The sequence below is a fragment of the Chryseobacterium sp. FR048 genome, assembly GCF_056844665.1.
Genome location: NZ_JBXDSE010000011.1, coordinates 1 through 13,577, shown reverse-complemented (window position 1 = coordinate 13,577; position 13,577 = coordinate 1). Strand labels below are relative to the sequence as shown.

Genomic DNA, 13,577 nt, shown 5'->3' with positions numbered 1-13,577 from the left:
TTATTATGACCAGAAGCATAAATCACCTTCATGAAAATTTGTATTTTTATGCTAAAGACTTTGATAAACTTAAAGAACCCCAAAATATAAGCAGGATAAAAACTAGTTTTATTGAATATCAAATTGTATAGAATGGCATCATTTAAAATAATGGTGTCATTTGTTTTTACCTGAATTTTTGCCATCATGATCAATGGAAGAGAGAAAAATAAATGATCTTCCTATTTTTATATTAAATGATCCGTGTGAATTTTTAACCTGTCAATAACAGATACCAATACTATGAATGAAATGCGAAAGCGAATAGAAAAATATACAGAGACAAGATTAGCTCTTGTAGGTAAAACCATCTTTAAGCTACTGACATCCGTAATGCTGCTGATGTCTGTTTCAGGATGGGGGCAAACTCATAATTCTGCATTTGAAAATATATACAGGCAGATAAAACAGAAGAATTTTTTCAAGGCCCGGAATCTTTTTGAAGGAACAGAGAAAAAATTATCCGCAAATGATAAGTATTTTATAGAAGCCATTCTTGATAATGCTTTTAACAAACCTGAGGAATCTAACCGTAAGATTCTGAAGCTTCTGGCTTCTGAAAAAGAGCTTTCGGATTCTCTGATGCCTAAGATTTTGCATATTAAAGAAGACAACTGTATGAAACGCAGCGACTATGCCGGAGCAAAAAATGCAGTAGAGGAAGCACTCCATAAATACGATCATCTGCTTACAGAAGAAGAAAGAACTGATCTGAAAAATAATCTCAAGATCTGGACGGCCCTTGAGAAACAGCCGGCACAGAAGATTACCAAAAATGGAAATACCCGTCTGAAAATGCAAAAAGATGTTGCAAATCTGAAAAATCTGAAAGTGAAGACAAAAGAAGATTCTATGAACTTTATTTTTGATACCGGAGCCAATATATCTACGATTTCTGCTACGGCTGCCAGGCGGTTGAAAATGAACATTATTCCTGCCGATATTGATGTGGATGCCATCACGGGTATTGCTGTAAAGGCAGATCTTGCAGTCTGTGAAAAACTGATGTTGGGAAATATTACGATTGAAAATGCAGTATTCCTGGTTCTTGCAGATAAGGAGCTTAGTTTTCCGCAGATCAGTTATCAGATTAACGGAATTCTTGGATTTCCGGTGATAGAGGCTCTAAAGGAGGTGCAGCTGACGCAGGATGATTATTTTATGGTTCCCGATCAGGAAACGAAAATAAACGGAACTTCCAATATGGCCATTGACGGACTGACTCCGCTTATCTTTGTGGATGGTCAGCATTTTACCTTTGATACCGGTGCAGATCATACCATTTTATACGCTCCCTTTTATGAAAAAAATAAAAAGAGTATTGACCGGCAGTACAAGATCTCCAGAATCAGTATGGGTGGGGCAGGAGGAAAGGTTGAATATGATGGATTTAAAATAAATCACACCTTTCATATATTGGGAAAACAGGTGCCTCTGAAAAATATCAGTTTGCTGACATCCAAGATCAATAAAGAATATGTTTACGGAAATATGGGGCAGGATGTGATCCGCCAATTCAAAAAAATGACCCTGAACTTTGATCAGATGTTCATTAAATTTGATTAAAGATAAAACCCACTTCGTTTCGGAAGTGGGTTTTTATTATATAGTCTGAGATTATTACGGTTTCCAGTAAGACCATTTGCTGCCGTTGTAAACAGCTAAACGTTTCGCTCCTGCTTTATTCACGTAAACCATCATTCCTGGTGAAGGACTTGGAATATTCTGTACATCAGCTACAATAGGCAGAACCATTGATTTGGTCGTAGATTCTAAAACCAGAACTCCATTAGCTGTGCTGGATTTGGCCCCTACAATTACTTTTGCAGATGGAAATTCCGATACTTGTGCAGCAGTGGGCTGGGTTGCTAAGGTACTTGTAATATTCGAGTCTTGTCCGCTTAAGTCTACCCATGCACCGTTGTAGTATTTTATACGGGCTTTGGTAGGGTCGGTAGCATCAAGAAGCAGAGTTCCTTCGGCCGGAGTGGCAGGAAGAGTTCGTACATAGGGCAAAATAAGTCCTTTGTTCTGGTTGGCAGGAAATTCTAAGAGAACAGATGTTTTTACAGCTGCTGTGCCGATAGCATTTCCAATCACAACCTGTGCATTTGATAGAGCTGTTGCTCCTATAAAGATTGTTAATAGTATTTTTTTCATTTTCTTTAAATTTTTAATTCGATGGCGATGATACTATATAAATTTTATGGACAGGTTGGAGTACTGAAGCAGTTCCATGCGGTTCCGTCGTATAATTTCAGGCATTTTGCCGTTGTGTCATAGACCATCATGCCTTCTTGTGGAGATACAATAGCGTTGATCTGAAGTGTGGTTAATCTGTTGATAACGAATCCCTGAGTATTTGATTCCAAAACAGCATGAGCTGATTTTCTCAGCATTGGCCAGCTGCTGCTGTTACCTCCCGCTCTTTTTAAAAGGGTAATACCAAACTTAGAGTCTACTCCTGCAGTTCCGGTATTGGCGTCATCATAGCATATACATCTCTGGATGATATAATTATTGGTAGTAGGATAATACGTGTCACCAAATACAGGAGATGATGTTGAAACAAAATTGTTGGTAGAACCATTTGTTCCCTGTTGCTTGATCTCAAACTTAAAGGTTTCGTTGGGTTCATCAATTCCGTCATTGACTGATGCAATATTAATGGCGATTCCATCTTCGTCGTTATTGGGACTTGCATACCCTGGAATAACACCCCCGTCATAGTTCCCTGGTGGGATGGTAATCAGGTAGATTGTACTTCCCGGAGTGTGGGAAATTGTTGGCGTACCGTTGGAGTTGGCAACCGGAGTTAAAGTAATGTCACTATCTGTAGCAAATGCAGTACCATTCGCCGGGTCTACCAGCTGAACAGCTACTGTTGTTGCTGCGGCTACGGCACCACTGATTCTTAAAAACAGGTTACCGTTGCTTGAACCTTCACAAGATGATAATGCATTAGAGAATTTTAAGTCAATAAGCGGATTCAGTGAGATTCTGATGTCATCCAAAAAGTTTCCTAAACCTGGAGATCCTCCATCAACCAATGCTCTGAAACCTACACGGTAAACACCTGAAGCACCGTTGAAAGTATAAGTACCCTGATAATTAGTCCAGTTGGTCATACTTGCAGGGGTAGTGGTTGCTCTTACTGTAGCAATATTTACCTGATTCTGATCTTCAATAACCATTGCTGCCTGTTCCGCTGTACGGGATCTTGCTCTGTGCATGAAAGAATACGTAATAATGTCACCCGTTGCCAGGTACATATTCTGGTAAATCATTGAACTGACGAATGCATTCAGCTCAACAAAGTTAGTTCCCTGTGAAGCATTGACTCCGTTGAATCCTGAACCCCATACTTCAATAGGGTGACAGTCTCCGGAACCACCGGCAGAACAGGCACCTGCCTGTGTAGGGTGTGATGTATACCATGGGGAAGTTACCGGAGCTCCGGCATCAAAGGTCGCCCCAAATCCAAAATTCGCATCAAGCTGGTTGACTGTACCATTGGGCATCCCAAACTCAAGGCCGGGATTCACGACAACTCTTGTCTGTGCAAAACCGGTTTGCGAAAAAAGCGAAAGAAATAAAGCCGTAAAGGCCAATTTTTTTGCCTTCAATGAGAAGAGGGGTGTTCTGATAGATGTTTTCATAATTATATGCTGTTTTGTGCAAATACCAACGTGTGCATTTTAAAGAGGTTTTTTTGAGAAAGAATCTTTTAGGAAAATAAATGAAATGGGAAAATATGAAAAATATTCATATTTAAAAATGTTAAAATATTCCGTATTTGTGCTTGTATGGAAATAATTTTCTCAAGTATAAAGATTTATTTTCACAAAAGTAATAAAAATAAATAATTACACCTCTTATTTTAATATATATAATTTGTTGTAATACAAGTGTTTTATATCATATTGCAAAAAAAGAATAATATAGCTATCTTAGACTTATTTTTATCTGCATATTTTTTCTTAGTCCTATCTTAGGATTTTAGACCAATCGTTGTATTTTATTAAATTCTTTCTTAAAGTTGGCGACAATCTTTGCTGATCCTAAAAAAGATTTTCTCTCATTAATAGCTTTCATTGAACTTTTAATCAGAAAAGTATAAGGCTGCAATTTTATCAGCAATTTTTTATAAATTGACAGATATTAAAAAGGCAACACTCAGCAGATCCTGACAAATTATTATGAGGCACAGAGTTTTATCTATTGGTTTTAGTCTGAATTCATTTTACCTTTCGTTTTTATACTTCCGTTTGTTTTGGCTCTCGGATGGTAAAGAAACAGCGGAACTTCTGACGTATAAGTATATGTTGTACTCCGTTTTTTTAGTCTATCCCTTATTTATTTTTTCATCGTTTGTTTTTTCTAAAGGGATTAAAGCAAATTTTTTTCTGAGACTGTTGGTATGGCTGATGTGTCTTTCCGGTCCGGTTCTCTATTTCTATACCTTTGATCTGTTTGATCAGAAAGAGCTTTTTTACGGATACGTAATGATTCTGATTCAATGTATGATCCAGTCACTGATGGTGAAGGATGAAGAGATGACAGCGCGGATTGCAGGAGTTTTTGCAGCAAAATTATTGTTGTGGTTTGTGGTTTTGCTGTTGTCTATGTTTTCACTTATATTCTATTCAAATAGAGACATTCTTATGAATATGCTGGCTGGTGGTCTGTTTTATTTATGTGCGGGAATTCTGGATATTCTGATCGGTAAATACAAATTTCTGTCCGAAAAATAAAAGTAGCTGATACCAGATTTTGTATTTCTCAACCACAAATACTAAAGTAAAAAGGGTTGTAGCTTTGTTTTGCCACGGATACATGAATTATATTGTTATGAGTAGAGACTCTACAGCAGATATTTTATTCGTGGATTCGTGCAAAAAAAAATAAGTGTAACACTTGCTGAAGATCTTAGATTTTCTTGCGCCTTAAAATACCCATAATGTATATAATCCTTTGCGCCTTTGCGATTTCCAACAAATCTACGTCATTTGCAAAATTTTAATAGAGCTCAAAAAGCTTAACAGCATAGAAATAAAAAAGCACTCCCAAAATGAAAGCGCAATATGAAATAGAAAAGGAAATTCTGGAGTGCCGTTATTTTGTGCTGTTGAATTCTTTGGATTGACTTTTATTTTCAGCGGATGACATTGATTTTAATGAAAATAAAATTATTGGTTCGCAGGTTTTACAGATGACCAGGGTTCTGTGCAGAAAGTATGAAAGGTTGGAAATCGCAAAGGCGCAAGTTCTTTTACATACAAAGTGTTGTAAGGCACAAGGATTTTATCTTCGATAAAATTGTATACCGCCGAATATTGCCTCGGATGTGGTATGCTGTAAACTCGTCTATAGAATTTTCGCTTAGGTCGGTAGATCAAACAAGAGGCGGTCCCATGAGACCGCCTCTTCTTCAAAATATATTAAAATTTGTTGTGCTTTTCAGCTAATGTTCTTTTTATTTACTCATTCTGCTTGATTTGTGGGTTATTATTAATCTCTTTATTCGGGATCTGGAATCTGAACTTATCCGGTGTGAGGTTAAACCTTCCAAAAGTATGGTTGGTGCCCGGATATATCCTTTCCAGAGGGGTATTTAATCTTTTCATATCAAACCATGCATAGCCTTCACCCCAAAGCTCTATTCTTTTTTGAAGAACGATCTCATTGATAAGCTCATTGCCTGATTTTGATGATAATAGATAGCTTTTATCTCTTTTGGAGGTAATGTCAAACAGAATCTGTCTGGCTTCAGCCTCTCTTCCCTGTCTCGCAAGAGCTTCAGCTTCTATATAATAAAGAGAAGATGCTCTGATGTAGATATAATCTCCTTCAAAAAGGCTTGGGTCCTTAAACTTCCAGCTTACATAAGCCGGATAATTTTTTGTTTTTCCGTTGAACGTATAAGAAGCGTTCTGGCTGCCATTAAATACTTTTTTACGGTAATCCGTTGCCGGGATCGCTTCATAAAGACGTTTGTCGATAAGCTTTCTGATCTGGGCAGCACCGGCATAGCCTTCATTCGTATTATCAAACATTGAGAAGAACGAAGCATAATAATTTCCGATACTCATCGTAGAAACATTATTATGAAAACCCCATATCACTTCAGGATTATTGATATTCGAAAATCCGGTGGTGGTGTAGTCGTCTTCAGTCATTAGAGGGATTCCCTGCTTACCTTCTGCTGCATATTTTCCGGCTTTTACATAATCTCCTGTCTGTAAAAATACCTCAGCAGCAATGGCTTTGGCTGTTCTTTGGTCAATCTGTGCTCTTGATGGGCGTGCAAAGCTATCCAGAAGTACAATAGATTCTTCAATATCTTTGATGATCTGTCCGTAAACCTCGGATACTGTAGATCTTGGAAGTCCCTGGCTTTGGTTGCTGCCTGTAAGAACAAGAGGAAGTCCCGGATCAGATGGATGTCCTTTATAGTCATTAGCATAGAAACGAACCAGATAGAAATAAGAATAAGCCCTCAGTGCAAGCAATTGTCCTTTGATAGCTCTGTTCTTTGCACTTGTATCTGTCTGAAGATCGTCAAGTAGTTTGTTGATAATAAATATTCTGGCGTAGAACGTTGTCCATACAATTTCTGAAGCCAGATTACTGGCATTGGTTGCTTCATAATTATAAAACATTCCCAGGTGCTGATTGGTCGCCTGAATCACATCATTAGACATCAGGTCAGCTCCTGCTTTAATGGCCATGATTCCGAAATCTGAGTGAGAAGTTGTTCCTCCGGCACCGTTACTTCTGAGATCAAGGTAAATTCCGCCTAATATCTTTTCAGGTTTTGACTGATCATCATTCAGCTGTTCACCGGAGATGTCTCCTTCCGGCAGTGTATTCAGATCACTGGAGCAGCTATTGATCACGGTGGCAATCGTAATAGCGGCTATAAAGTATTTTATTCTTTTCATTGTTTTCTTTTAAAATGTTAATTTAAAGCCTAAAGAAACGCTTGATAACAGAGAGTATTTGTAGGCATCCGAAACTCCGGTCAGAGAAGCTCTCGGGTCATATCCCTTTCTTTTAGACCACAGATAAAGATTATTTCCTGTGAAATAAATTTTTAATCCAGATAGGCCTGCCTGTTTTGCAAACGCATCAGGAAGCTGATAAGATAAAGTCACGTCCTGAAGGCTGATGTAATCTGATTTGATCAGATACAATGTAGAATTCCCGTTCTGATTCGTAGCAGTAAGGTCTACTCTTGGCAGGGCTGCAGTAGGATTTTCCGGAGTCCATGTTTTATCCAGATCAGTTGAATAATTGGATCGGTACATATCCGAATGGAATAAGCTTCTGTAGATGTCATCATAGCCGTATCCTCCAAACTGGTAGGCAAAATTGACCGCCAGGTTGAATCGTTTGTACGTTATATCAGTTCCGAATCCACCATATACCTTTGGAATTGCTGATTTCCCGGTGTTGTAATCCGTTGCTTCCTTATAATTGCTGGTGATGACTCTTTCTTCCTGTTTGGTATCAGGATTGATGATGGTACGGTACCACTGTGCATCTCCGTTTTCAGGATTTACCCCGGCAAACTCTTTCAGATAATAGGTATAGCGGTCGCCGCCTTCCGTAAGGATAAACAAACCACTAACGAGGCCTGTATTTCTCTGTTCGGCAGGGAGTTTTGTAATGGTATTTTTATAATGAGTTGCATTGGCATAAACATTCCATTGAAACTGCTCTGTGCGGAAAATATCTACGCTGATGTTGGCCTGCACCCCTCGGTTGGTCATATCACCAATGTTTCCGTATTTTACATAAGAGCCCGAATTAGAGGGTGGGAGGGGAAGGGTATAGATCATATCCGATACCTTTCGTTCAAAATAATCGGCATTCAGATTAATCCTGTTATTTAAAAGAGAAATTTCAAATCCTGCATTCAGGTTTTTGGAGGTTTCCCATTTCAAATCCTTGTTTCCCTGTTTTTTAAGAGATAAAACCGGCTTCCCATCCCCGAAATTATTGATCCCGTAGATGTCCTGATAAGCGTAATAGTCTCTTGTAGAGCTGTCCAGAAGGATATTGTCATTCCCCTGTTGTCCGTATGAAGCTTTTAACTTTAAAGAATTGATTACCCTGTTGTCTTTAAGGAAATCTTCCTTTGCAACATTCCATGCTGCTCCTAATCCGTAAAAATTCCCCCATCTGCTTTCCGGTGAAAATACAGAAGAACCGTCTCTTCGGATGTTGGCATTGAAGAAATATTTTCCGTCATAATTATAAAGAAGTCTTGAGAAATATCCTTCCACGGCATATTCATACCCATTTCCTGACAGATCCGTTATTTTTACCGCATTGTCAAAAGATGTTGAATTAGGCAGTAAAAGCTGCTGCTTTGATCCGGAAATTCCTTCATTTTTTATTTTATTCAGTTCATGCCCTACAAGAATGTTGAAGCTATGCTTGCCCAGTTTTTTCTGATAAGTAAGCAACTGCTGATGATTCAGAGTGTATTTGAATATAGAACTCTGAGAAATTGTTCCCCCTACAGAAGATGAAGTTCCCCCTTCTGTGTTTCCGAACTGAAGATTCTTTACATTTTCAAGATAAGCCCCGAAATTATAGGTGAAGTCAAGCCCTTTAATGATCTCGTAATTCAATCCAAGGTTAAGATTGGTAATGTTGCTGGTGGTTTGTGACTTATCCTTTTGAAGATTCCCTACCGGATTTTCAAAAACCGCATACGATCTTGCTGCTCCGTTGGGACCTTGCCCGTCTCCGTAGTCATATAAGGCATTTCCGTGGCTGTCATAAAGCCTCTGGTAATTGTCATCCCTTAGATATACCGGATAAAAAGGAGCGATGTTTCTGGCAAACTGGAATGGGTTGGAAAAACCACCGGTCTCCCCAAAATTCTGCTTACTATAGGTGTAGGAGAGGGCACTCGTTAATTTTAATTTTGAAGTAATGGTATAATCCACATTGGATCTGATCCCGAATCTTTCAAATCCTGAAGAGATAAGGTATCCTTTATCATCCAGATAGTTAAGAGAAGTATAAGATTTTACCTGATCCCCATTGGCATTGATCCCCAGTGTGGCTTCTCTTCTCAATGCAGGTTTGAAAAGCAGTTTTTTCCAGTCATCCTGATACAGAAGTTTAGCATTAGGATTAAACGAGCCGTCTTTACCAATCAGCTGATTGAAAGGGAGATTATAAACATTATAACCCAGTTTACTTAATGCAGAAAGACCTTCCTCATGAGGCGTAGTGCCGGATGGTAAAGCTCCCGGCTGTTTTAGCCTTACAATTTCCCCGATTCTTCCTCTATTGTAGAATGCCGTATAATAATCCTGTGGTGAAGTATATACCGAATAGTCTTCAATCGATCTGAAATTGACCCCCGTTCTGACATCTGCTTCAATGCTCAGTCCTTTATTTTTACCCCGTTTAGTATTCACAATGATCACTCCGTTGGCTCCTCTGGAACCGTACAGAGCGTTGGAAGAAGCATCCTCAAGGAAAGAAATACTTTCGATGTCTGATGCCGCAATACTGTTCAGGTTTCCACTGTAAGGAATACCGTCCAGTACAATTAACGGGTCGCTGGATGCGTTGATAGAACCTATTCCTCTCATTCTGATGGTAGGCTGTGAGCCGGGCTGTCCGGAGGATACCACCTGTACTCCCGCTACTTTACCACCAATTCCCTGAAGGATGTTTCCATTTTGAAGATTAGAAAGATCTTTGGCTTTCAATGATTGTACAGATCCGGTTATTTCTTCTTTTTTCTGCTTTCCGAAGGCTACCACCACCACTTCCTTGATGGAGGTCTCCTTCGAAAGACTGTCTTTGGTTTGTGCAAAAGCATATTGAGCTGATAAGATCACAGCCAATACACCAATTTTGCATTGTTTTCTTTTCATTATATTAATCTTAGGTTTAAAATTGAATGTGTGTATTACTGCCGGTCTCTGCGGTTATGAAAAATAATTCCCTGCCTCCCTTTTCAGAGAAGATATAAGAGAAGATTGTTAAAATAGTACAGGAGAGAATTCCGGATTAAAGAAGCTTTGAATTCATCTGCTTCAATTCCTACAGTAATGAATGTATTTCCGGGAAGATTATGACATCATCATTTTGCACATCATATCAAAACACATTTTCTTAGAAGAAGGATGGTGTTGTGAAAAATCGGCTGCTGTACAGGGCTTCTGAACAGATTTTGCTGCCGTGATGTTGCATAGGTAAGAATCAAAGTTGTTCTTATTCATGAGAATAAAATTTATTGTTTTTTTTAACTGGGTCAAAATTATTTAATAATTCATAAAACTTTGTTAAAATAGGGTATGAGAAATATCATACAAGTCTACTAATTTAGTAGGATAATAAATATATTGCATTTAATGTGTTGTAATTCAGTTTGTTATTTGATGTTTTAATCTTTCGTTTATTATCATTTTTTAGGATGAATAAAACTTAACAATATAAGTCTATTGTTTTTATAGACTTTTTGTTTATTTTATTGCACAACTGTTTCTTATCGCTCTGGCCGGTATTCTTTTTCAGAAGTCTAAATTTTATGGTAAACCGTAAAATATACCAGGAAAAGAAACGTACATTTGGCGCTTAAAAACAAGAGTACATCGCGTCTGTTCAGTTTTGAACAGTATTCTTTGAAGAAAGATGTATATTGAAATCATCGTCATTTGAATAGCATTTAAGAAAATCAGGAGTGTATTACAGAGAACACAAAAAGTATTATTTTAAAATTGATACTGAAAATAAAGAAGGAGTTGAAGTTTTTGTTGGGCAAAACGCAGGAAATCAAGTAAATAAAGATATTCTAAATGCGCAGGAAGAAGTTTTGATCATTTCACCTTATATAGACGAAGTCAAAGTGGATGATCTTCTTATGCTGAAAAGCCGGGAAGTGAATGTAAGGCTGGCATTCAGTGATCTACGGCCCGAGCAGTATGATGATGTACTCAGAAAACTTATCCATCAGCATAAAGTAACAGATGTAAAGAAAAAAGAAAGGAGAGAAAGTCTGAAAAGTATCTATCTGATGTCTTCTGTTGTTTTGCTTTGCGTGGGGATCTTTTCACTCGCTTATTTCGGACTTCATATTATTGATGACCTGATCAATGCCAATAATTTTTTTGCCCTTCTGATTGCAGTGGCCACTCTTTATGGATTTTACGTATGCTGGGAAAAGAAGACGGAAGTGGAAAAAATGGAAATTTATAAATACCATTATTCTGAAAATCTGAATTTCAAATTCATCCGGAACAACCGCTATGAGAGTAAATTCCTCCATTCAAAAATCTATGTGATCGACAGGAAAGTGGCCTATCTTGGTTCATTGAACTATACGAAGAGCGGTTTCACCACCAATTTTGAATCCCGGATCAGAATTACCCAAAAGGAAAAAGTAAATGAGCTGGTCAGCTTTGTTCATGATATTTTTGAAGATAATGTAAACCTTAAAAAACACGAGCTTTTTTATCTTGGGAGAAAAATCTACCACGAAGAACTCTACTAATCACTAATTTCGTCAAATATTACTTATCCTTAATATTGAATTGATAAAAATTTAATTTCAGGAATTATCGTCTTATATCAACAGATTTAAGAAATTTTTTTTAATTTTATCACAATAAATGAATCAGACGGTTCGATGATGAAAAGTTTTCCCCGGCATTTTTATCGTCACTGTTTTCTGCATTGTAATGATAGGGCTTATCATCAATCTTATGATTAAAAATATAGATCCTATCCGGCATGCTGATCTTTTATTTACCATGACCACCCCAATATAAGTTTTATACTCACTGGAAACGGTCATGATCAATATCCCTGTTTTACCAGAAAAATTAATTATTATTTTTGGAAATTATTGTATACATGTGAACCTTCATTCAAAATAAGAATGACGGTCATATAAAGCAACACCCAATAGTATTATGAAAAAATATCTTACATATATCTTAGTTTTAGGATTCCCGCTGCTGGGAGCCCAAAATAAAGTAACTGAAGGTTCCTCTTATCAGCAGAAGTGGACGGCATTGGAGAAAGAAAACGAAGGATTGGCATTTGATGCTGATCTGAAGCTGTCTGAACCGGAAAAGATATTGGACCAGAAACTCTTTAGACTGCGCAAAGATTTGATCACTGAAGCAGGAAACAAGAAGATGCCTTTGTACAACCTTTCCTTTAACGAAATAAAACCGATGATAGAAAGCAGTAAATTGTTTGAAGTCATTCGTTCGATGCCTAAAGGAGGATTGCTACACACCCATAGTGGAGGAGTTACCGATGTGAAATGGATGATTGCAACAGCAAGAAAATATAAAGAATGCTATGTTTATGATCAGAAAGATAATGATAAGTACATTTTCGGGCAGCTTGCTTTCTTTGAGAAAGGAAAAGTTCCTGACGGGTTTGTCAGTCTTGATCAGAAACTCAGAGATAAACCAGGTTTTGAAAAAGAATTACAGGATCTTCTTATCCTGAAGCGGGACAACCTATGTACGTATAACAATTATTGGATTGAATTTGAAAAACGTTTTCAGCGTATCGGCTTACTGTTACCGTATCGTCCCTTTTTTAAGGAATATTACACCAAAGGATTCCAGGACCTCATCAAGGATAATGTGCAGCATGTGGAAATCAGATTTATCTTTGATGAACTTTACGATTTTCAGCATGGAAAATATCCGCTGAAGACTTCCATTACCGATTTGCAGGATATTGTGAAACAAATCAGACAGTCTAATCCTCAGTTCAGCCTGAAATTAATTTATTCAAGCTTTAAGTTTCTTAAAAATGCAGGGATTGAAAAACAACTGGAAACCGCTTTCGAACTTAAAAAACAATATCCGGATATGATTTCCGGGTTTGATCTGGTTGCCGATGAAGCGGCAGGTAACAGCATCAATTATTTCCAGGATAGCTGGGCGAAGCTGAATGATCTTTCTAAGAAATATGGAGTAGAAATGCCTCTTTTCCTCCATGCAGGTGAAAGTAATTCTGTTTTCAACAAAAATGTTCTGGATATTGCGCTGCTGAATAATCAGAGAATCGGTCATGGGCTGAACCTCATCTATTTTCCGAAGGCAATGGAACTGATCAGAGAGAAGAACAGACTTGTTGAGGTAAGCCCTATCAGTAATCAGATTCTGGGCTATGTAAGTGATATGAGGAATCATCCTGCAAGAGTTTTACTCAGCAATGGAGTGCAGTGTTCCATCAGCAGCGATGACCCGTCAGTCTATGGCTATGAAGGACTCAGCTACGATTTCTGGATGGCTTATGTATATTGGGATCTGGATGTAAAGGCTTTGAAAAAACTGGTTTTTAATTCGATCAATTATTCTTCCATGAATGAAAGTGAAAAGAAGCAGGCTGTTGGAAATCTTAGCAGACAGTGGGATGACTTTGTTCAGAAGAGCAATCTTAAATTAAATGGAATCAAGTAACTAAAGCTACTTAAAATAAGTGTAACACTTGCTGAAGATCTTAGATCTTCTTGCGCCTTAAAATACCCATAATGT

Annotated in this window: 9 protein-coding genes; 4 read left to right on the top strand and 5 right to left on the bottom strand. The window is 37.8% G+C overall.

Annotation, left to right across the window (positions count from 1 at the left end; genetic code table 11):
• The first annotated feature begins 291 nt into the window (after nucleotides 1–291).
• A complete protein-coding gene (locus AC106K_RS24225; RefSeq protein ID WP_482448121.1) occupies nucleotides 292–1,605 on the top strand; it encodes a pepsin/retropepsin-like aspartic protease family protein in 1,314 nt (437 codons plus the stop codon).
• A gap of 54 nt (nucleotides 1,606–1,659) precedes the next feature.
• Here the strand turns inward: AC106K_RS24225 and AC106K_RS24220 are convergent, their stop codons facing one another.
• Nucleotides 1,660–2,199 carry a hypothetical protein gene (locus AC106K_RS24220; protein ID WP_482448120.1) on the bottom strand — a complete coding sequence of 180 codons (540 nt, stop codon included), beginning with the start codon at nucleotides 2,197–2,199 and terminating at the stop codon, nucleotides 1,660–1,662.
• Between the two features lie 44 nt (nucleotides 2,200–2,243).
• On the bottom strand, nucleotides 2,244–3,698 hold the full coding sequence (locus AC106K_RS24215; RefSeq protein ID WP_482448119.1) for a hypothetical protein: 1,455 nt from the start codon (nucleotides 3,696–3,698) through the stop codon (nucleotides 2,244–2,246).
• A 540-nt stretch (nucleotides 3,699–4,238) separates the two neighbouring features.
• On the opposite strand from AC106K_RS24215, the gene AC106K_RS24210 reads away from it, so the two are divergent.
• Nucleotides 4,239–4,793: a hypothetical protein gene (locus tag AC106K_RS24210; RefSeq protein WP_482448118.1), complete on the top strand. Its 555-nt coding sequence runs from the start codon at nucleotides 4,239–4,241 to the stop codon at nucleotides 4,791–4,793.
• A gap of 726 nt (nucleotides 4,794–5,519) precedes the next feature.
• On the opposite strand, the gene AC106K_RS24205 is transcribed toward AC106K_RS24210, so the two are convergent.
• From AC106K_RS24205 to AC106K_RS24195, 3 genes are all read right to left on the bottom strand, one after another.
• Nucleotides 5,520–6,983 carry a RagB/SusD family nutrient uptake outer membrane protein gene (locus AC106K_RS24205; RefSeq protein WP_482448117.1) on the bottom strand — a complete coding sequence of 488 codons (1,464 nt, stop codon included), beginning with the start codon at nucleotides 6,981–6,983 and terminating at the stop codon, nucleotides 5,520–5,522.
• 9 nt (nucleotides 6,984–6,992) lie between these two features.
• Nucleotides 6,993–9,947 (bottom strand): SusC/RagA family TonB-linked outer membrane protein, encoded by a 2,955-nt coding sequence (locus AC106K_RS24200; protein ID WP_482448116.1) that lies wholly within the window; start codon nucleotides 9,945–9,947, stop codon nucleotides 6,993–6,995.
• Nucleotides 9,948–10,145: 198 nt separating this feature from the next.
• Nucleotides 10,146–10,295, bottom strand: coding sequence for a hypothetical protein (locus AC106K_RS24195; RefSeq protein ID WP_482448115.1), 150 nt, complete (start codon nucleotides 10,293–10,295; stop codon nucleotides 10,146–10,148).
• 461 nt (nucleotides 10,296–10,756) lie between these two features.
• Here AC106K_RS24195 and AC106K_RS24190 point away from each other — a divergent pair, with 461 nt between their 5' ends.
• Entirely contained in the window at nucleotides 10,757–11,566 is an 810-nt protein-coding gene (locus AC106K_RS24190) for a phospholipase D-like domain-containing protein (RefSeq protein WP_482448114.1), read from the top strand.
• A gap of 421 nt (nucleotides 11,567–11,987) precedes the next feature.
• Nucleotides 11,988–13,502 carry an amidohydrolase family protein gene (locus tag AC106K_RS24185; RefSeq protein WP_482448113.1) on the top strand — a complete coding sequence of 505 codons (1,515 nt, stop codon included), beginning with the start codon at nucleotides 11,988–11,990 and terminating at the stop codon, nucleotides 13,500–13,502.
• Nucleotides 13,503–13,577: the final 75 nt, after the last annotated feature.